The sequence below is a fragment of the Serratia sp. Sp408 genome (genome assembly GCF_057180665.1).
The window spans coordinates 83,710-102,914 of the sequence record NZ_JBXUFT010000008.1 but is presented as its reverse complement, the minus strand read 5'-3'; the positions used below and the strand labels follow the sequence as shown (position 1 = coordinate 102,914).

The window sequence follows — 19,205 nt, the reverse complement described above, 5'->3', positions numbered from 1 at the left end:
CGTGTTTTCATACGAATACGTCAGGATGACGGTTATTTGAACAGGAAAGATTTAGAGGTAGTGAAATTATGAAACAGATTCCGATGACCTTGTTTGGCGCTGAAAAACTGCGCGAAGAACTTGAATATTTGAAGAGCGTGCGCCGCCCGAAAATCATTGCTGACATTGCGGAAGCGCGCGAACACGGCGATTTGAAAGAAAATGCCGAATATCATGCGGCGCGTGAGCAGCAGGGTTTCTGTGAAGGTCGTATCCAGGAAATCGAAGCCAAACTGTCCAACGCCCAGGTGATTGATATCACCAAAATGCCCAATACCGGCCGCGTGATTTTTGGCTCCACCGTTACGGTGATGAATCTGGATAGCGAAGACGAAGTGACCTACCGCATCGTTGGCGACGATGAAGCCGATTTCAAGAAAAATCTGATTTCGGTCAATTCGCCGATGGCGCGTGGTTTAATCGGTAAAGAACAGGACGACGTGGTGGTGATCAAAACCCCCGGCGGCGACGTGGACTACGAAATCCTGAAGGTGGAATACCTCTGATTGACCAAGGCTGGTCAGAAGTTCGGCAGGGTTTTGTAAAGAAAAGAAAAAGGCCGCATGGCGGCCTTTTATCTGACGCAGGTGCATGGCACCTTTTCGTTAAACTGGCGTCAATTAACGCGGTAGACTGATCTTGCGCTCTTTGGAAGGGCGGTAAAGAATAAGCGTACTACCGATAACCTGCACGTTGCAGGCACCCGTTTCACGCACGATAGCATCGGCGATCAGGGTTTTGGTCTCGCGATCTTCAGCAGCGATTTTTACTTTGATCAGCTCGTGGTGCTCCAGAGCCTGTTCAATTTCAGCCAGCACCCCTTCGGTGAGACCGTTATTACCCAGCATGACAACCGGTTTTAACGGATGCGCCAGGCCTTTCAGGTGCTGTTTTTGTTTATTATTCAGATTCATTGTCTTTTTTGCTTAAGTTGGGATTGAAAACGGTACATTCTACCGCCATCTCATGTGTATCACCAAATCGGTCTTCACCGATGAGAGTCTACGTGAGCAGCGAACCTGACATAAGACTCTTTTTAGGATAGTTGGAAAACGAGATGGCAAATAAAAAGCGTTCGGCGAGTTCCAGTCGCTGGCTTCAAGAACACTTTAGCGATAAATATGTACAACAGGCGCAGAAAAAAGGGCTGCGCTCTCGTGCCTGGTTTAAACTTGATGAAATACAGCAAAGCGACAAACTGTTTAAACCGGGTATGACGGTAGTGGATTTGGGGGCGGCGCCAGGTGGCTGGTCGCAGTATGTCGTTACCCAGATCGGCGGTACCGGGCGGATCATCGCCTGTGATATTTTACCAATGGATCCTATCGTTGGCGTCGATTTCCTCCAGGGCGACTTTCGTGATGAACTGGTATTAAAGGCGCTGTTGGATCGTGTAGGTGAAAGCAAGGTTCAGGTGGTCATGTCTGACATGGCCCCGAATATGAGTGGCACCCCGGCGGTCGATATTCCAAGATCGATGTATCTGGTGGAATTAGCACTGGAAATGTGTCGTGATGTCCTCGCACCAGGCGGAAGTTTCCTGGTGAAGGTGTTCCAGGGAGATGGCTTTGACGAGTACCTACGGGAAATTCGCTCCCTGTTTACGAAGGTTAAGATTCGTAAGCCAGACGCTTCCCGCGCCCGTTCGCGCGAAGTGTACATTGTAGCGACAGGGCGCAAACTGTAGTACCCTAACGCTGTTTGTTAACACAGTTGTAATATGAGGTTAATCCCTTGAGTGACATGGCGAAAAACCTAATTCTCTGGTTAGTCATCGCGGTAGTGTTGATGTCTGTATTCCAGAGCTTTGGGCCCAGCGAGTCGAATGGCCGTAGGGTGGATTACTCTACCTTCATGTCCGAACTGACCCAAGATCAGGTTCGCGAAGCGCGAATCAACGGACGTGAGATCAACGTTACCAAGAAAGATAGTAACCGATACACGACTTATATCCCCGTCAACGATCCCAAGCTGTTGGATACGTTACTGACGAAGAATGTGAAAGTTGTCGGTGAACCGCCGGAAGAACCGAGTTTGCTGGCTTCTATCTTCATTTCGTGGTTCCCGATGCTGTTGCTGATTGGGGTCTGGATATTCTTTATGCGGCAGATGCAGGGCGGCGGCGGCAAGGGCGCGATGTCCTTCGGCAAGAGCAAGGCTCGTATGCTGACTGAAGATCAGATCAAGACCACCTTTGCCGACGTTGCCGGCTGCGACGAAGCAAAAGAAGAAGTGAGCGAACTGGTTGACTACCTGCGCGAACCGAGCCGATTCCAGAAACTGGGCGGCAAGATCCCGAAAGGCGTGCTGATGGTTGGCCCTCCGGGTACCGGTAAGACGTTGCTGGCGAAAGCCATCGCCGGCGAGGCGAAAGTACCGTTCTTCACCATTTCCGGTTCCGACTTCGTGGAAATGTTTGTCGGTGTGGGTGCATCCCGCGTTCGCGACATGTTTGAACAGGCGAAGAAAGCCGCGCCTTGCATCATCTTCATCGATGAAATCGACGCCGTCGGTCGCCAGCGTGGCGCCGGTCTGGGTGGCGGTCACGATGAACGTGAGCAGACGCTGAACCAGATGCTGGTTGAGATGGACGGTTTTGAAGGCAACGAAGGCATCATCGTCATCGCGGCAACCAACCGTCCTGACGTGCTTGACCCGGCGTTGCTGCGTCCAGGCCGTTTCGACCGTCAGGTGGTAGTCGGCTTGCCGGACGTGCGTGGCCGTGAGCAGATCCTGAAGGTGCACATGCGTCGCGTGCCATTGGCGGCAGATATCGACGCGTCGGTTATCGCTCGCGGTACCCCGGGTTTCTCCGGTGCCGATCTGGCCAACCTGGTCAACGAAGCTGCGCTGTTCGCTGCCCGTGGCAACAAACGCGTGGTGTCGATGGTCGAGTTCGAAAAAGCCAAAGACAAAATCATGATGGGCGCGGAACGTCGCTCGATGGTAATGACCGAAGCGCAGAAAGAGTCGACCGCCTATCACGAAGCGGGGCACGCGATTATCGGCCGCCTGGTTCCGGAACACGATCCGGTGCACAAGGTGACGATTATTCCACGTGGTCGCGCGCTGGGTGTGACCTTCTTCCTGCCGGAAGGGGACGCGATCAGCGCCAGCCGTCAGAAGCTGGAAAGCCAGATTTCTACCCTGTACGGTGGTCGCCTGGCGGAAGAAATCATCTACGGGCCGGAAAAAGTGTCTACCGGTGCCTCGAACGACATCAAGGTCGCGACCTCCATCGCGCGCAACATGGTGACCCAATGGGGCTTCTCCGAGAAGCTGGGGCCACTGCTGTATGCCGAAGAAGAGGGCGAAGTGTTCCTGGGTCGTTCCGTGGCCAAGGCGAAGCACATGTCTGATGAAACCGCGCGTATCATCGACCAGGAAGTCAAATCCCTGATCGAACGCAACTACACCCGCGCGCGTTCGCTGTTGATGGAAAACATGGACATCCTGCACTCAATGAAGGATGCCCTGATGAAGTACGAAACCATCGACGCGCCGCAGATTGACGACCTGATGAACCGTAAGGACGTGCGTCCGCCAGCGGGTTGGGACGATGCGAGCAAAGGCAACAACTCCGACAACGGCGGCACACCAAAAGCCCCGACGCCGGTTGATGATCCTCGCACGCCAAATCCAGGCAATACCATGTCTGAACAGCTCGACAAGTAACATCGACTGTGTAATAACATCAAACCCCGGCATGCCGGGGTTTTTTATTGCCCACAGGCAGTGGAACAGCAACAGTAAGGTAGAACAACGATGCAGTTAACCGTGCGCGACATGACGCTCGACCTCTCCCATCCGCGGGTGATGGGCATTCTCAACGTTACCCCGGATTCCTTCTCCGATGGCGGCAAACACAACACGTTGAATGATGCCTTGTTGCATGCCCATGGATTGATATCTGCCGGCGCGACGATGATTGACGTGGGCGGTGAATCGACCCGACCAGGCGCGGCAGAGGTCAGCGAGGACGAAGAGATGGCGCGCGTGGTGCCGGTGGTTGAGGCGATTGCCCGGCGCTTTGAGGTGTTTATTTCGGTGGACACCTCCAAACCGGGGGTGATTCGTGAATCCGCCAACGCCGGTGCGCATCTGATCAACGATGTGCGTTCCTTGCAGGAACCGGGAGCGCTGACGGCAGCGATCGACAGTGGCCTGCCGGTATGTCTGATGCACATGCAGGGCGAGCCGCGCAACATGCAGCAGGCGCCGCACTATGATGACCTGATGGGCGACGTGATGGCCTTTTTCCAGCAGCATATCGCGCGTTGTACTGCGGCGGGCATAGCAAAACAGAAATTGTTGCTCGACCCGGGCTTCGGTTTCGGTAAGAATCTGGCGCATAATTACCAGCTATTGGCACGGTTGTCCGAATTTCACCAGTTCGGCCTACCGCTGTTGGTGGGCATGTCGCGTAAATCGATGATTGGGCAATTGTTGAACGTGCCGCCAGAACAGCGGGTTACCGGCAGCGTGGCCTGCGCGGTGATCGCGGCGATGCAAGGCGCACAGATCATCCGGGTACATGACGTTAAAGAAACCGTCGAGGCGATGCGCGTCGTCGAGGCAACACTTTCAGCTAAGGGACAGTAGAGACATGAGCGAGCGTAAATATTTTGGTACCGATGGCATCCGTGGCAAGGTCGGTGACAGTCCGATCACGCCGGATTTCGTCCTTAAGCTCGGCTGGGCTGCAGGGAAAGTGCTGGCACGCCATGGCTCACGCAAAATCATCATCGGCAAAGATACCCGTATTTCCGGCTATATGCTGGAATCGGCGCTGGAGGCCGGCCTGGCGGCGGCAGGGCTGTCCGCGTCGTTTACCGGCCCGATGCCAACCCCGGCGATTGCCTATCTGACCCGTACCTTCCGTGCCGAAGCCGGTATCGTCATTTCCGCGTCGCACAACCCGTATTATGACAATGGCATCAAATTCTTCTCGATCGATGGTGCCAAGTTGCCGGATCACGTTGAAGAAGCCATCGAAGCTGAAATGGAAAAACCGCTGACCTGCGTCGAGTCTGCGGAGCTCGGCAAGGCCAGCCGCATTATTGATGCTGCCGGTCGCTACATTGAATTCTGTAAAGGCACCTTCCCAAGCGAGCTGAGCCTGAAGGGGCTGAAGATCGTCGTGGACTGCGCCAACGGCGCCACCTATCACATCGCGCCGAGCGTACTGCGTGAGCTGGGCGCCAACGTGATTGCCATCGGCTGTGAGCCGGACGGCATGAACATCAACGAACAGTGCGGTGCAACCGACGTTCGTCAACTGCAAGAGCGGGTGCTGGCCGAAAAGGCGCACGTCGGACTGGCATTTGACGGCGACGGCGACCGGGTGATGATGGTTGATCACCTGGGCAATAAGGTCGATGGCGACCAGATCCTGTATATCATTGCCCGCGAAGGGCTGCGTCAGGGCCAGTTGCGCGGCGGTGCCGTCGGCACGCTGATGAGTAACATGGGTCTGGAACTGGCGCTCAAGCAGTTGGGCATTCCGTTTGCGCGCGCCAAGGTGGGCGACCGCTACGTGCTGGAAAAACTGCAAGAGCTGGGCTGGCGCATCGGGGCGGAAAACTCCGGTCACGTGATTCTGCTGGACAAGACCACCACCGGTGACGGTATCGTGGCCGGTCTGCAGGTATTGACCGCCATTGTGCGCAACAACATGAGCCTGCACGATTTGTGCAGCGGCATGAAATTACTGCCGCAGATCCTGGTTAACGTCCGTTTCACCGGCGAGCACAACCCGCTCGAGTCGGAATCGGTACGACAAGTGACCGAAGCGGTGGAAGCTGAACTGGCGGGGCGCGGCCGCGTGCTGCTGCGTAAATCCGGTACCGAGCCGCTGATCCGCGTGATGGTGGAAGGCGAAGATGAACAACAGGTGACCGAACTGGCCAACCGCATCGCCGAAGCGGTAAAATCTGCGGGTTAAAACAGGCGGTTAACTGCCTTGTCGAATATTTGAGCCACTGGGCGTGGCGCGTTTGCTGTTTTTTTCCGCAAACGCGCCTGCCGCAGCAAATTGCCCTTGCACGGTTTGACGGCTTTGGTTAGTATTCACACCCGCTTCAGTAGGCCGTTGATAACAACGCCTGCGACTTCGTTTAGAAGCATTTGGGGTGAGAAGCATTTGGCACGCGGTGAAGCCGCAAGGATACGGGTACAACTATGTACGAAGCTCTTCTGGTAATTTTCCTGCTGATTTCGATCGGGCTTGTGGCTCTGATCATGTTGCAGCAAGGTAAAGGCGCTGATATGGGAGCCTCATTCGGAGCAGGTGCGTCTGGCACATTGTTCGGTTCGAGCGGTTCCGGTAACTTCATGACCCGCATGACGGCTGTTTTGGCGACGCTGTTTTTCGTCATTAGTCTGATCCTGGGCAACCTGAGCAGCAACCAGAGCCAAAAAGGCAGCGAGTGGGAAAACCTGGGTCAGCCGGTTAAAACCGAGCAGACTACCGCGCCGGCAGCACCAGCCAAGCCGAGCAGCGATATCCCGCAATAAGCCGTCAGCAGTAAACGTGTTTAAACGGTGGTTGGCAGCAATGCAAACGGCCGTTGCAGTAAGAATCAGTACCGAGGTGGTGGAATTGGTAGACACGCTACCTTGAGGTGGTAGTGCCCTAACGGGCTTGTGGGTTCGAGTCCCATCCTCGGTACCAATATCCCAGAGATAACTTGCATTTTTGCGATTATCAGCGTAGTATTTGCCACGTTTTCGGACGCGGGGTGGAGCAGCCTGGTAGCTCGTCGGGCTCATAACCCGAAGGTCGTCGGTTCAAATCCGGCCCCCGCAACCACTTTCCTTTAAGTGTTTATTTTCAAATACACTTTTCGATTGAATCCGCTTTTCTCGAACAACATTTGAAAATGACACTTGTCAGAAAGTTGTACCGAAGCCGCATTGCGGCAAACAGGGTCCAGTTGCATAAAGCCCCGAATTTTCGGGGTTTTTTGTTATTTGGCAACAGAATCACTGGGCTATTAAGCCCTTTTTTTATGTCTTGGGGGTGGGCTTGTCCACATTAGAACAAAAATTGACAGAGATGCTTTCGGCACCGGTAGAGGCGTTGGGCTTTGAGCTTGTAGGCATAGAATTTATTCGTGCGCGCCAATCCACGCTCCGCATCTATATTGATAGTGAAAACGGCATTAATGTTGATGATTGTGCTGATGTCAGCCACCAGGTCAGCGCCGTATTGGATGTCGAAGATCCGGTTACGGTCGCTTACAACTTGGAAGTCTCCTCTCCTGGCCTTGATCGCCCGATGTTCACCGCAGAACACTATACTCGTTTCCTCGGTGAAGAAGTCAGCCTGGTCCTGCGCATGGCGGTACAGAACCGCCGTAAGTGGCAGGGCATCATCAAGTCTGTCGAAGGCGAAATGATCACGGTTACTGTGGATGGGAAAGATGAAGTGTTCGCGCTGAGCAATATTCAGAAAGCGAACCTGGTACCCCACTTTTAAAGTTTGGATGAGGCAACTAGGATGAATAAAGAGATTCTGGCTGTTGTTGAAGCTGTTTCCAATGAAAAATCCCTTCCGCGTGAGAAGATTTTTGAAGCGCTGGAAACCGCATTAGCCACCGCAACCAAGAAAAAATACGAGCAGGAAATTGACGTGCGCGTCAGCATCGATCGCAAAACCGGCGATTTCGATACTTTCCGTCGCTGGGTCGCCGTTGACGAAGTTACCCAGCCTACGCGTGAAATCACGCTGGAAGCGGCTCAGTATGAAGACCCAAGCATCGAGCTGGGCGGATACGTCGAAGACCAGATTGAATCCGTTACCTTTGACCGCATCACCACCCAGACCGCCAAGCAGGTTATCGTACAGAAAGTACGTGAAGCCGAGCGTGCGATGGTGGTCGACGCTTTCCGTCAGCACGAAGGTGAAATCGTCACCGGCGTGGTGAAAAAAGTTAACCGCGACAGCATCGCGCTGGATCTCGGCGGCAACGCCGAAGCGGTGATTGGCCGTGAAGACATGCTGCCACGCGAAAACTTCCGCCCAGGCGACCGTATCCGCGGCGTTCTGTACGCGGTTCGCCCGGAAGCACGCGGCGCACAGCTGTTCGTCAGCCGCTCCAGCCCGGAAATGCTGAAAGAACTGTTCCGCATCGAAGTGCCGGAAATTGGCGAAGAAGTTATTGAAATCAAAGCGGCAGCCCGCGATCCGGGTTCTCGCGCCAAAATCGCCGTTAAAACCAACGACAAGCGTATCGACCCGGTCGGTGCCTGCGTCGGGATGCGCGGCGCACGCGTTCAGGCCGTTTCGAGCGAGCTCGGCGGCGAACGTATTGATATCGTGCTGTGGGACGACAACCCGGCCCAGTTCGTCATCAACGCCATGGCCCCGGCAGACGTTGCCTCGATCGTGGTTGATGAAGATCGGCACACCATGGATATCGCCGTTGAAGCCAGCAATCTGGCACAGGCGATTGGCCGTAACGGCCAAAACGTGCGTTTGGCCTCTCAGCTCAGCGGCTGGGAACTGAACGTGATGACGGCGGACGATCTGCAAGCCAAGCATCAGGCCGAAGCTCATGCCGCCATTGATACCTTCACCAAATATCTTGATATCGACGAAGAATTCGCCACCGTACTGGTTGAAGAAGGCTTCTCTACGCTGGAAGAGCTGGCCTATGTGCCAATCAAAGAGCTGCTGGAAATCGACGGTCTCGATGAAGATATGGTTGAAGCGTTGCGCGATCGCGCCAAAGCTGCATTGACCACGCTGGCCCTGGCTCAAGAAGAAAGCCTGGGCGACCAAAAACCTGCTGATGACTTGCTCAACCTGCCGGGTCTTGAGCGCAGCATGGCCTTTAAACTGGCCGCGCGTGGGGTTTGTACGCTGGAAGATCTTGCCGAGCAGGGTGTTGACGATCTGGCTGATATTGAAGGGCTTAGCGATCAGCAAGCCGGCGAGCTGATTATGGCCGCACGTAATATCTGTTGGTTTGGCGACAACGCGTAATAAACTGTAGCAGGAAGGAACAGCATGACGACAGATGTAACCGTAAAATCACTGGCAGCAGAGATTCAGACTCCGGTTGATCGCCTGGTACAGCAGTTTGCTGATGCAGGGATCAACAAGTCTGAGACCGACTCTGTCACCCAGCAAGAAAAAGAAACCCTACTGGCGCACCTGAACCGTGAACACGGCAGCGCGCCAGGTAAACTGACGTTGCAGCGCAAAACGCGCAGCACCTTGAATATCCCGAGCACCGGCGGTAAAAGTAAATCGGTGCAAATTGAGGTCCGCAAGAAACGCACTTATGTAAATCGCGATACGCAAGAAGCCCAACAGGCGGAAGCGGCAGAGCAGGCACAGCGTGAAGCGGAAGAGCAGGCACGGCGCGAAGCGGAAGAGCTAGCGAAACGCGAAGCAGAAGCGAAGCGCGCAGCCGAAGAGCAAGCCAAACGTGAGGCCGCTGAAAAAGCTAAGCGTGATGCAGCGGAAAAAGATAAAGTGACCAATCAACATACCGACGAAATGACCAAGCCAGCTCAGGCAGAAAAAGCACGACGCGAAGCCGAAGCCGCTGAACTGAAACGTAAAGCGGAAGAAGAAGTGCGCCGTAAGGTGGAAGAAGAAGCCAAACGCGTTGCTGAAGAAGCGCGCCGCATGGCGGAAGAAAACGGCGAGAAGTGGGCTGAAGCCGACGCGGCAAGCGCCGCTGTTGAAACTGCCGACTATCACGTTACCACCTCCCAGCATGCGCGTGCCGCAGAAGACGAGAACGACGCCAAGGTTGAAGGTGACCGTCGTGCCCGTACTCGCGGTGGCAAATCCACCAAGCAGAAGAAAGGCAGCAAGCTGTCCGAATCCAAGGCCGATCGCGAAGAAGCGCGCGCCGTTACCCGTGGTGGTAAAGGCAAGCGTAAGCCAAGCACGCTGCAGCAGGGCTTCAACAAGCCAGCGCAGGCGGTTAACCGCGACGTTATCGTTGGCGAAACCATTACCGTTGCCGAACTGGCCAACAAGATGGCGGTAAAAGGCTCTCAGGTTATCAAAACCATGATGAAGCTGGGCGCCATGGCCACCATCAACCAGGTCATCGACCAGGAAACCGCACAGCTGGTTGCCGAAGAGATGGGCCACAAGGTTATCCTGCGTCGTGAAAACGAGCTGGAAGAAGCGCTGATGAGCGATCGTGATACCGGTGCTGCCGCTGCCGAGCCTCGTGCTCCGGTAGTGACCATCATGGGCCACGTTGACCACGGTAAAACCTCGCTGCTCGACTACATCCGCTCCACCAAAGTGGCATCGGGCGAAGCCGGCGGCATTACCCAGCACATCGGTGCCTACCACGTTGAAACCGACAGTGGCATGATCACCTTCCTGGATACCCCGGGCCACGCCGCGTTTACCTCGATGCGTGCTCGCGGCGCTCAGGCGACCGATATCGTGGTTCTGGTTGTGGCGGCGGACGACGGCGTGATGCCGCAGACCATCGAAGCCATCCAGCACGCGAAGGCGGCTCAGGTGCCATTGGTGGTTGCGGTTAACAAAATCGACAAACCAGAAGCCGATCCGGATCGCGTGAAGCAAGAACTGTCCCAGTACGGCGTTATGCCGGAAGAGTGGGGCGGTGAAGCGCAGTTCGTACACGTATCTGCCAAAGCCGGTACCGGTATTGATGAACTGCTCGACGCTATCCTGTTGCAAGCTGAAGTCCTCGAACTGAAAGCGGTGCGCAGCGGCATGGCGAGCGGCGTTGTCATCGAATCCTTCCTGGATAAAGGCCGTGGCCCGGTTGCCACCGTGCTGGTACAGGAAGGTACGCTGAACAAGGGCGACATCGTGCTGTGCGGCTTCGAATACGGCCGTGTGCGTGCGATGCGTGATGAACTGGGCCGTGAAGTGGTCTCTGCCGGTCCATCCATCCCGGTGGAAATCCTTGGTCTGTCCAGCGTTCCGGCAGCGGGTGACGAAGCGACCGTGGTGCGTGACGAGAAGAAAGCGCGTGAAGTGGCGCTGTACCGTCAAGGCAAGTTCCGCGAAGTCAAACTGGCGCGTCAGCAGAAATCCAAGCTGGAAAACATGTTCGCCAACATGACCGACGGCGAAGTTTCAGAACTGAACATCGTACTGAAATCCGATGTACAGGGTTCTTGCGAAGCGATCAGCGACTCGTTGCTGAAGCTGTCTACCGACGAAGTGAAAGTGAAGATTGTCGGTTCCGGCGTTGGCGGCATCACCGAAACCGATGCCACGCTGGCAGCGGCTTCCAATGCCATCATCATTGGCTTCAACGTTCGTGCCGACGCCTCTGCGCGCCGTGTCATCGAAGCTGAAAGCCTGGATCTGCGTTACTACTCCGTCATCTATAGCCTGATTGACGAAGTGAAGCAGGCGATGAGCGGCATGCTGGCACCAGAATACAAACAGCAGATTATCGGCCTGGCCGAAGTGCGTGACGTGTTCAAATCACCGAAATTCGGTGCTATCGCCGGTTGTATGGTTACCGAAGGTAACATCAAGCGTCACAACCCAATCCGCGTACTGCGCGACAACGTGGTTATCTACGAAGGCGAGCTGGAATCCCTGCGTCGCTTTAAAGATGACGTTAACGAAGTCCGTAACGGCATGGAATGTGGTATCGGCGTGAAGAACTACAACGACGTGCGCGTCGGCGACATGATCGAAGTATTCGAAATCATCGAGATCCAACGCACCATCGCTTAACGATCGCATATCTGCTGATACCCAATGGGTAACATCTGTTCTGGGGGGCCTTGTGCCCCCCGATTTGTCTGGAGAATCCAAAATGGCAAAAGAATTCAGCCGCGGCCAACGCGTCGCGCAAGAGATGCAGAAAGAGATTGCCATCATTCTGCAACGTGAAGTCAAAGATCCGCGTGTCGGCATGGCGACCGTTTCCGGCGTGGAAGTGTCGCGCGATCTGGCCTATGCCAAAGTTTATGTGACTTTCCTGAACGTGCTGACCGAAAACCACGATCCCGATCTGGTCACCAACGGCATCAAGGCGCTGCAAGACGCGTCCGGTTATATCCGTACCCTGCTGGGCAAGGCCATGCGTTTGCGCGTGGTGCCAGAACTGACCTTTGCCTACGATAACTCGCTGGTTGAAGGCATGCGCATGTCCAACCTGGTGACTAACGTAGTGAAGAACGACGCCGAGCGTCGCACTGCTTCCGGTGATGACGAGGAGGCTTAATGAGTCGCCCTCGTCGCCGCGGCCGTGACATTCACGGCGTTTTGTTGCTGGACAAGCCGCAGGGGCTGTCTTCCAACGACGCGCTGCAAAAAGTAAAACGTTGCTATAACGCCAATCGCGCGGGCCATACCGGCGCGCTCGATCCGCTGGCGACCGGTATGCTGCCGATTTGCCTGGGCGAAGCGACCAAGTTTTCCCAGTTTCTGCTCGACTCCGACAAGCGTTATCGGGTGATAGCCCGTCTGGGCCAGCGCACCGATACCTCGGATGCGGACGGCCAGGTGGTGCAAGAGCGCCCGGTCAACGTGACCCGCGAGCAACTCGACGCGGCATTGGACACCTTCCGCGGCAACATTCAGCAAGTGCCATCGATGTATTCCGCGCTGAAGTATCAGGGTAAGAAACTGTATGAATACGCGCGTCAGGGCATTGAAGTGCCACGTGAGGCGCGTAGCATCACGGTGTACGAACTGACGTTCATCCGCTGGGAAGGGGATGAGCTGGAGCTGGAAATCCACTGCTCCAAAGGAACCTACATCCGCACCATTACCGACGATCTCGGCGAACTGCTGGGCTGCGGCGCGCACGTGATTTATCTGCGTCGTTTGCAGGTAGCGAAATATCCGATCGAACGCATGGTGACGCTGGAACAGCTGAGCGCATTGCTGGAACAGGCACAGGCCGAAGGCATCGCGCCGGGTGAACTGCTCGATCCGCTGCTGATGCCGATGGACAGTCCGGTGGAAAACTTCCCGGAAGTTAACCTGCTGCCAGCGGTGGCGGGCTACGTCAAGCAGGGGCAGCCGGTTCAGGCTGCCGGCGCGCCAGCGCACGGTATGGTACGTATCACCGAAGGCGATGAGCATAAATTCATCGGCGTCGGTGAGATTGCCGACGACGGGCGGGTGGCACCAAAACGGCTGGTTGTCGAGCATTTCGACTGACCGGTTAACAACGCCTCGTCTGGCGTTGCTGCTGCGCACATTGCCTGTTGCTTGAAGGATGATGGGGATCAGAGTAGAATGGCGCAGCTTATGCATTGGGTTGCTGAATTAGAGATCGGCGCCTGTATTTATTATCTATAATCTGGAGTATGACAATGTCTCTAAGTGTTGAAGCTAAAGCTAAAATCGTAGCTGATTTCGGTCGTGGTACTAACGACAGCGGTTCTACCGAAGTTCAGGTTGCCCTGCTGACTGCGCAGATCAACCATCTGCAAGGCCACTTCTCAGAGCACAAAAAAGATCACCACAGCCGTCGTGGTCTGCTGCGTATGGTTTCTCAGCGTCGTAAGCTGCTGGACTACCTGAAGCGTAAAGATGTAGCACGTTACACCAGCCTGATCGAGCGTCTGGGTCTGCGTCGCTAATCGAACAAGTTTCAGTGGAAAGGGGCCTATTTTGGCCCCTTTCTTCTAGGAAGCATAAGCAAATCAGGTTAATGTATTGTTGAGGATCTTCCGGTACAGAGGTTCGCGCGGCTAATGAGAGACTTTATCTCGCGCATGAGATAAGGGTTGTCATTAGTCGCGAGGATGTAGTGTGAAGATCAGTGAGTCACCGGCGTGTCGAGTCGTCAATACGATTGCGCGCCTAATCTAAGGAAAAAATTTTGCTGACACCGACTATTCGCAAATTCCAGTATGGCCAGCATACCGTCACCATCGAGACCGGTATGATGGCACGTCAGGCCACTGCTGCCGTCATGGTAAGCATGGATGACACCGCGGTATTCGTTACCGTTGTAGGCCAGAAAAAAGCCAAACCAGGTCAGAGCTTCTTCCCACTGACCGTTAACTATCAAGAGCGTACCTACGCGGCCGGCCGTATCCCAGGCAGTTTCTTCCGTCGTGAAGGCCGTCCAAGCGAAGGCGAAACCCTGACCTCGCGTCTGATTGACCGTCCAATCCGCCCACTGTTCCCGGACAACTTCCTGAACGAAGTGCAGGTGATTGCGACCGTAGTATCGGTCAACCCGCAGGTTAACCCGGACATCGTGGCGATGATCGGTGCTTCTGCCGCCCTGAGCCTGTCCGGTATTCCGTTCAGCGGCCCAATTGGTGCAGCACGCGTCGGTTACATCAACGACCAGTACGTGCTGAACCCGACCACCGACGAGCTGAAAGAAAGCCGTCTGGATCTGGTGGTTGCCGGTACCGAAGGCGCGGTACTGATGGTTGAATCCGAAGCTGACGTTCTGAGCGAAGATCAAATGCTGGGCGCGGTGGTATTCGGCCACGAGCAGCAGCAGGTTGTGATTGAAAACATCAATTCCCTGGTTGCCGAAGTCGGCAAACCGAAGTGGGATTGGCAGGCGCCAGCGGTTAACGAAACGCTGCACGCCCGCGTAGCAGAACTGGCGGAAGGCCGTCTGGGTGACGCTTATCACATCACCGAAAAACAGCAGCGTTATGCTCAGGTTGATGCGATTAAAGAAGACGTGATTGCCGCATTGTTGGCGCAGGACGAGTCCCTGGACGCTGGCGAAATCCAGGACATCCTGGGTAGCGTCGAGAAAAACGTAGTGCGTAGCCGCGTACTGCGTGGCGAACCGCGTATCGACGGTCGCGAAAAAGACATGATCCGTGGTCTGGACGTGCGCACCGGCGTACTGCCGCGCACCCACGGTTCCGCGCTGTTCACCCGTGGCGAAACTCAGGCGCTGGTTACCGCGACGCTGGGTACCGCACGTGACGCGCAGAACCTGGACGAGCTGATGGGCGAAAAAACCGACAGCTTCCTGTTCCACTACAACTTCCCTCCATACTCCGTGGGTGAAACCGGTATGGTGGGCTCGCCTAAACGTCGTGAAATCGGTCACGGTCGCCTGGCGAAACGCGGCGTATTGGCTATGATGCCTAAACCAGAAGATTTCCCGTACACGGTGCGTGTGGTGTCTGAAATCACCGAATCCAACGGTTCTTCTTCCATGGCTTCGGTCTGTGGTGCCTCTTTGGCGCTGATGGACGCCGGTGTGCCGATCAAGGCTGCCGTTGCCGGTATCGCCATGGGTCTGGTGAAAGAGCAGGACAACTTTGTGGTTCTGTCCGACATTCTGGGTGACGAAGATCACCTGGGTGACATGGACTTTAAAGTGGCTGGTAGCCGTGATGGTATCACCGCGCTGCAAATGGACATTAAAATTGAAGGTATCACCCGCGAAATCATGCAGGTGGCACTGAACCAGGCCAAGGGCGCGCGTCTGCACATCCTGGGCGTGATGGAACAGGCTATCAGCACTCCGCGTGGCGATATTTCTCAGTTTGCACCACGCATCCACACCATCAAGATCAATCCGGACAAGATCAAGGATGTGATCGGTAAAGGCGGTTCAGTCATCCGTGCGTTGACTGAAGAGACTGGCACTACCATCGAAATCGAAGATGATGGTACAGTTAAAATCGCTGCTACCGACGGTGAGAAGGCCAAGTTTGCCATTCGCCGCATCGAAGAGATCACCGCAGAGATCGAAGTGGGCCGCGTGTATCAGGGTAAAGTGACCCGTATCGTTGATTTCGGCGCCTTCGTGGCGATCGGCGGCGGTAAAGAAGGTCTGGTTCACATTTCACAAATCGCTGACAAGCGCGTTGAGAAAGTGACCGACTATCTGCAGATGGGTCAGGAAGTGCCGGTCAAGGTGCTGGAAGTTGATCGCCAGGGCCGTGTGCGCCTGAGCATCAAGGAAGCTACCGCGCCTGAAGCGGATGCTCCTGCTGCACCAGAAGCAGAATAACTGTAAAGCAGTTTTGACAGCTCCCCGCCCCTGGGGTTGGGAGCTGTTCGTATCGCGCGGGTAGGAAGCCCGCGTTTTAGCAAGCGGAGGACAGGACGTTCATCCAATGTTTGTCTTCGGGAGTGGGAAATGAAGCCTTTCTTACGCTGGTGTTACGTTGCGACAGCGCTCATGCTGGCAGGATGCAGCAACAATGATTGGCGTAAAGATGACGTTCTGGCTATCCCGTTGCAGCCTACGTTGCAGCAGGAAGTGATCCTGGCGCGCATGGAACAAATACTTGCCAGTCGGGCACTGACGGACGATGAGCGCGCGCAGCTTTTATATGAGCGCGGTGTGCTGTATGATAGTCTTGGGTTACGTGCACTGGCGCGCAATGACTTTTCACAAGCGCTGGCGATACGTCCCGATATGCCGGAAGTTTTCAACTACCTGGGCATTTACTTAACGCAGGCAGGCAATTTTGATGCTGCCTATGAAGCGTTTGATTCTGTACTAGAGCTTGATCCAACTTACAATTACGCGCGTTTAAACCGGGGCATCGCACTGTATTATGGCGGCCGCTTCCCGTTGGCGCAGGATGATCTGCTGGCGTTTTATCAAGACGACCCAAATGATCCCTTCCGTTCGTTGTGGCTGTATCTTGTGGAACGAGAAATCGATCCCAAGAAGGCTGACGTAGCGCTTCAACAGCGTTACGACAAAGCGGACCGAGGGCAATGGGGATGGAAAATTGTCGAATTCTACCTGGGTAAGATCAGCGAAAAAACGCTGATGGAAAGCCTCAAGGCGGATGCAACGGATAACACTTCGCTCGCTGAGCATCTCAGTGAAACTGACTTCTATTTGGGTAAACACTACCTGAGTCTGGGGGACAAGGACACCGCTTCGGCGCTGTTCAAACTGACGGTGGCTAACAACGTTCATAACTTTGTTGAGCACCGCTATGCATTGTTGGAATTGGCGCTTTTGGGCCAAGAACAAGACGACCTATCGGAATCGGACCAGCAATAGCTGACGAACATCTAACAGCCTGATAGACCTTGGTTTAACCGACCATAGCTATCGCCTTCACGGGTGAGGGCTTTTTTGTTCGTTTTATAATCTAATTTGAGCCGGTTCACACTTTTCAATGAAAATGACTGAAAATTTTCTCGACGAGTTATGTAGACTGGCTGCCATTATTAATGAGGCACGTGTACATGACTACTGAGCTTGAAACCTCTTTTGCTGACCTGGGGCTGTCTGCTCCTATCATTTCCGCCCTGACCGATCTGGGCTATGAAAAACCGTCACCGATCCAGGCTGAGTGTATTCCTCACCTGTTGAACGGTCGCGATGTGCTGGGTATGGCACAAACCGGCAGCGGTAAAACTGCGGCGTTCTCGCTGCCACTGCTGCATAACCTCGACGCTTCCCTGAAGGCACCACAGATTCTGGTGCTGGCCCCGACCCGCGAACTGGCGGTTCAGGTTGCCGAAGCGATGACCGATTTCTCCAAACACATGAACGGCGTTAACGTTGTGGCTCTGTACGGCGGCCAGCGTTACGACGTGCAGCTGCGAGCCCTGCGCCAGGGCCCACAAATCGTAGTGGGTACCCCGGGCCGTCTGCTGGACCACCTGAAACGCGGCACCCTGAACCTCTCTAACCTGAGCGGTCTGGTGCTGGATGAAGCTGACGAAATGCTGCGCATGGGCTTTATCGAAGACGTAGAAACCATCATGGCGGAAATCCCGGCTGAACATCAGACCGCGCTGTTCTCCGCTACCATGCCGGAAGCGATTCGTCGCATTACCCGCCGCTTTATGAAAGAGCCGCAGGAAGTGCGCATTCAATCCAGCATCACTACCCGTCCTGACATCAGCCAGAGCTACTGGACTGCACAGGGCATGCGTAAAAACGAAGCGCTGGTGCGTTTCCTGGAAGCCGAAGACTTTGATGCAGCCATCATCTTCGTGCGTACCAAAAACGCCACGCTGGAAGTGGCCGAAGCGCTGGAGCGCAGCGGTTACAGCAGCGCCGCGCTGAATGGCGACATGAACCAGGCGCTGCGTGAGCAGACCCTGGAGCGTTTGAAAGACGGTCGTCTGGATATCCTGATTGCTACCGACGTTGCGGCCCGTGGCCTGGACGTTGAGCGTATCAGCCTGGTAGTCAACTACGATATCCCGATGGATTCCGAATCTTACGTTCACCGTATCGGCCGTACCGGTCGTGCTGGCCGCGCTGGCCGTGCGCTGCTGTTCGTGGAAAACCGCGAACGCCGCCTGCTGCGCAACATTGAACGCACCATGAAGCTGACGATCCCTGAGGTTGAGCTGCCGAACGCAGAACTGCTGGGTCAACGCCGTCTGGCCAAGTTCGCCGCTAAGGTTCAGCAGCAGCTGGAAAGCAGCGATCTGGATATGTACCGCGCGTTGCTGGCTAAACTGCAGCCGGAAGAAGAGCTGGACATCGAAACGCTGGCAGCAGCATTGCTGAAGATGGCACAGGGCGAACGTCCACTGATCCTGCCACCGGATCCGGTGTTCAAACCGCGTCAACGTCGTGAATTCAACGACCGTGACGATCGCGGCGGTGACCGTCGTCGTGATAGCCGTGACGGCGGTGAGCGTCCACAGCGTCGCGAACGTCGTGACGTGGGTGAAATGCAGCTGTACCGCATCGAAGTGGGCCGTGATGACGGCGTGGAAGTGCGTCATATCGTTGGTGCGATTGCCAACGAAGGCGACATCAGCAGCCGTTACATCGGTAACATCAAGCTGTTTGGTTCCCACTCCACCATCGAACTGCCAAAAGGCATGCCGGGCGAGATCCTGAATCACTTCACGCGCACCCGCATTCTGAACAAGCCGATGAATATGCAACTGTTGGGCGATGCTCAGCCGCATGAACGTCGTGAGCGTCGCGAAGGCGGTAACGCCGGTGGCGAACGTCGCGGCAACGGTCGTCCTTTCAACGGCGAACGTCGTGAAGGCGCACCGCGTCGTTCTTTCGGCGAGCGTCGTGAAGGCGGAAATGCAGCCGGTGGCGAACGTCGTGGCGGTGGTAACTTCAACCGTGACCGCGCACCGCGTCGTGACGATGCAGCGCCAGCCACTCCACGTCGTCGTTTCGGTGACGCATAAGCACTGATTTATCGTTCGCGCTAAGTCATGATGAAAACCAGCCCTCGGGCTGGTTTTTTTACGTCTGAAAAGAGGGATTGCTGCGGTTAATGACGTATCATTCATC

The 19,205-nt window shown here is 55.3% G+C and carries 17 protein-coding genes and 2 tRNA genes; 18 read left to right on the top strand and 1 reads right to left on the bottom strand.

Annotated elements, in window-relative coordinates; all coding sequences use genetic code 11:
- The first annotated feature begins 68 nt into the window (after positions 1 to 68).
- A complete protein-coding gene (gene greA, locus AC2AXP_RS19590) occupies positions 69 to 545 on the top strand; it encodes a transcription elongation factor GreA (protein ID WP_004955917.1) in 477 nt (158 codons plus the stop codon).
- 114 nt (positions 546 to 659) lie between these two features.
- Here greA and yhbY read toward each other — a convergent pair whose 3' ends face one another.
- Positions 660 to 953 (bottom strand): ribosome assembly RNA-binding protein YhbY, encoded by a 294-nt coding sequence (gene yhbY, locus AC2AXP_RS19585; protein WP_004933536.1) that lies wholly within the window; start codon positions 951 to 953, stop codon positions 660 to 662.
- A gap of 143 nt (positions 954 to 1,096) precedes the next feature.
- Here yhbY and rlmE point away from each other — a divergent pair, with 143 nt between their 5' ends.
- The 17 genes from rlmE (at position 1,097) to AC2AXP_RS19500 (ending at position 19,099) form a co-directional block, all read left to right on the top strand.
- Positions 1,097 to 1,726, top strand: a complete 630-nt coding sequence (gene rlmE, locus AC2AXP_RS19580) for a 23S rRNA (uridine(2552)-2'-O)-methyltransferase RlmE (protein ID WP_088499850.1) — start codon at positions 1,097 to 1,099, stop codon at positions 1,724 to 1,726.
- Between the two features lie 56 nt (positions 1,727 to 1,782).
- On the top strand, positions 1,783 to 3,714 hold the full coding sequence (gene ftsH / locus AC2AXP_RS19575; protein WP_004955915.1) for an ATP-dependent zinc metalloprotease FtsH: 1,932 nt from the start codon (positions 1,783 to 1,785) through the stop codon (positions 3,712 to 3,714).
- A 90-nt stretch (positions 3,715 to 3,804) separates the two neighbouring features.
- Entirely contained in the window at positions 3,805 to 4,641 is an 837-nt protein-coding gene (folP, locus tag AC2AXP_RS19570; protein ID WP_004955914.1) for a dihydropteroate synthase, read from the top strand.
- A 4-nt stretch (positions 4,642 to 4,645) separates the two neighbouring features.
- Complete coding sequence (gene glmM, locus AC2AXP_RS19565) at positions 4,646 to 5,983, top strand: phosphoglucosamine mutase (RefSeq protein ID WP_004955912.1); 1,338 nt, start codon at positions 4,646 to 4,648, stop codon at positions 5,981 to 5,983.
- Positions 5,984 to 6,219: 236 nt separating this feature from the next.
- Positions 6,220 to 6,555 carry a preprotein translocase subunit SecG gene (secG, locus tag AC2AXP_RS19560; RefSeq protein ID WP_004955910.1) on the top strand — a complete coding sequence of 112 codons (336 nt, stop codon included), beginning with the start codon at positions 6,220 to 6,222 and terminating at the stop codon, positions 6,553 to 6,555.
- A 70-nt stretch (positions 6,556 to 6,625) separates the two neighbouring features.
- Positions 6,626 to 6,712: transfer RNA gene (locus tag AC2AXP_RS19555), tRNA-Leu, on the top strand.
- 61 nt (positions 6,713 to 6,773) lie between these two features.
- Positions 6,774 to 6,850 (top strand) — tRNA-Met (locus AC2AXP_RS19550).
- A 216-nt stretch (positions 6,851 to 7,066) separates the two neighbouring features.
- Positions 7,067 to 7,519, top strand: coding sequence for a ribosome maturation factor RimP (rimP, locus tag AC2AXP_RS19545; protein WP_071586634.1), 453 nt, complete (start codon positions 7,067 to 7,069; stop codon positions 7,517 to 7,519).
- A 21-nt stretch (positions 7,520 to 7,540) separates the two neighbouring features.
- Complete coding sequence (nusA, locus tag AC2AXP_RS19540; protein ID WP_004955905.1) at positions 7,541 to 9,028, top strand: transcription termination factor NusA; 1,488 nt, start codon at positions 7,541 to 7,543, stop codon at positions 9,026 to 9,028.
- A gap of 24 nt (positions 9,029 to 9,052) precedes the next feature.
- The gene (gene infB, locus AC2AXP_RS19535) at positions 9,053 to 11,743 is read left to right on the top strand and encodes a translation initiation factor IF-2 (RefSeq protein WP_004955904.1); all 2,691 of its coding nucleotides are present in this window, start codon (positions 9,053 to 9,055) and stop codon (positions 11,741 to 11,743) included.
- A gap of 82 nt (positions 11,744 to 11,825) precedes the next feature.
- Positions 11,826 to 12,236 (top strand): 30S ribosome-binding factor RbfA, encoded by a 411-nt coding sequence (gene rbfA / locus AC2AXP_RS19530; protein WP_004955903.1) that lies wholly within the window; start codon positions 11,826 to 11,828, stop codon positions 12,234 to 12,236.
- On the top strand, positions 12,236 to 13,180 hold the full coding sequence (gene truB / locus AC2AXP_RS19525; RefSeq protein WP_004955902.1) for a tRNA pseudouridine(55) synthase TruB: 945 nt from the start codon (positions 12,236 to 12,238) through the stop codon (positions 13,178 to 13,180). Before rbfA ends, truB begins: the two co-directional genes overlap by 1 nt.
- Before the next feature lie 155 nt (positions 13,181 to 13,335).
- Complete coding sequence (rpsO, locus tag AC2AXP_RS19520) at positions 13,336 to 13,605, top strand: 30S ribosomal protein S15 (protein ID WP_010279698.1); 270 nt, start codon at positions 13,336 to 13,338, stop codon at positions 13,603 to 13,605.
- A gap of 242 nt (positions 13,606 to 13,847) precedes the next feature.
- Complete coding sequence (gene pnp, locus AC2AXP_RS19515; RefSeq protein ID WP_004955901.1) at positions 13,848 to 15,968, top strand: polyribonucleotide nucleotidyltransferase; 2,121 nt, start codon at positions 13,848 to 13,850, stop codon at positions 15,966 to 15,968.
- A gap of 129 nt (positions 15,969 to 16,097) precedes the next feature.
- On the top strand, positions 16,098 to 16,982 hold the full coding sequence (gene nlpI, locus AC2AXP_RS19510) for a lipoprotein NlpI (protein ID WP_004955899.1): 885 nt from the start codon (positions 16,098 to 16,100) through the stop codon (positions 16,980 to 16,982).
- Between the two features lie 118 nt (positions 16,983 to 17,100).
- The gene (gene yrbN / locus AC2AXP_RS19505; RefSeq protein ID WP_096335046.1) at positions 17,101 to 17,181 is read left to right on the top strand and encodes a protein YrbN; all 81 of its coding nucleotides are present in this window, start codon (positions 17,101 to 17,103) and stop codon (positions 17,179 to 17,181) included.
- On the top strand, positions 17,171 to 19,099 hold the full coding sequence (locus AC2AXP_RS19500) for a DEAD/DEAH family ATP-dependent RNA helicase (protein ID WP_004955898.1): 1,929 nt from the start codon (positions 17,171 to 17,173) through the stop codon (positions 19,097 to 19,099). Before yrbN ends, AC2AXP_RS19500 begins: the two co-directional genes overlap by 11 nt.
- The last annotated feature ends 106 nt before the right edge of the window (positions 19,100 to 19,205 follow it).

Excerpts from the sequence above, each read along its gene's own strand:
- greA (WP_004955917.1), top strand. The coding sequence starts at position 69 with ATGAAACAGATTCCGATGACCTTGTTTGGCGCTGAAAAACTGCGCGAA.
- yhbY (WP_004933536.1), bottom strand. The coding sequence starts at position 953 with ATGAATCTGAATAATAAACAAAAACAGCACCTGAAAGGCCTGGCGCAT.
- rlmE (WP_088499850.1), top strand. The coding sequence starts at position 1,097 with ATGGCAAATAAAAAGCGTTCGGCGAGTTCCAGTCGCTGGCTTCAAGAA.
- ftsH (WP_004955915.1), top strand. The coding sequence starts at position 1,783 with ATGGCGAAAAACCTAATTCTCTGGTTAGTCATCGCGGTAGTGTTGATG.
- folP (WP_004955914.1), top strand. The coding sequence starts at position 3,805 with ATGCAGTTAACCGTGCGCGACATGACGCTCGACCTCTCCCATCCGCGG.
- glmM (WP_004955912.1), top strand. The coding sequence starts at position 4,646 with ATGAGCGAGCGTAAATATTTTGGTACCGATGGCATCCGTGGCAAGGTC.
- secG (WP_004955910.1), top strand. The coding sequence starts at position 6,220 with ATGTACGAAGCTCTTCTGGTAATTTTCCTGCTGATTTCGATCGGGCTT.
- nusA (WP_004955905.1), top strand. The coding sequence starts at position 7,541 with ATGAATAAAGAGATTCTGGCTGTTGTTGAAGCTGTTTCCAATGAAAAA.
- infB (WP_004955904.1), top strand. The coding sequence starts at position 9,053 with ATGACGACAGATGTAACCGTAAAATCACTGGCAGCAGAGATTCAGACT.
- rbfA (WP_004955903.1), top strand. The coding sequence starts at position 11,826 with ATGGCAAAAGAATTCAGCCGCGGCCAACGCGTCGCGCAAGAGATGCAG.
- truB (WP_004955902.1), top strand. The coding sequence starts at position 12,236 with ATGAGTCGCCCTCGTCGCCGCGGCCGTGACATTCACGGCGTTTTGTTG.
- rpsO (WP_010279698.1), top strand. The coding sequence starts at position 13,336 with ATGTCTCTAAGTGTTGAAGCTAAAGCTAAAATCGTAGCTGATTTCGGT.
- nlpI (WP_004955899.1), top strand. The coding sequence starts at position 16,098 with ATGAAGCCTTTCTTACGCTGGTGTTACGTTGCGACAGCGCTCATGCTG.
- yrbN (WP_096335046.1), top strand. The coding sequence starts at position 17,101 with ATGAAAATGACTGAAAATTTTCTCGACGAGTTATGTAGACTGGCTGCC.
- AC2AXP_RS19500 (WP_004955898.1), top strand. The coding sequence starts at position 17,171 with ATGACTACTGAGCTTGAAACCTCTTTTGCTGACCTGGGGCTGTCTGCT.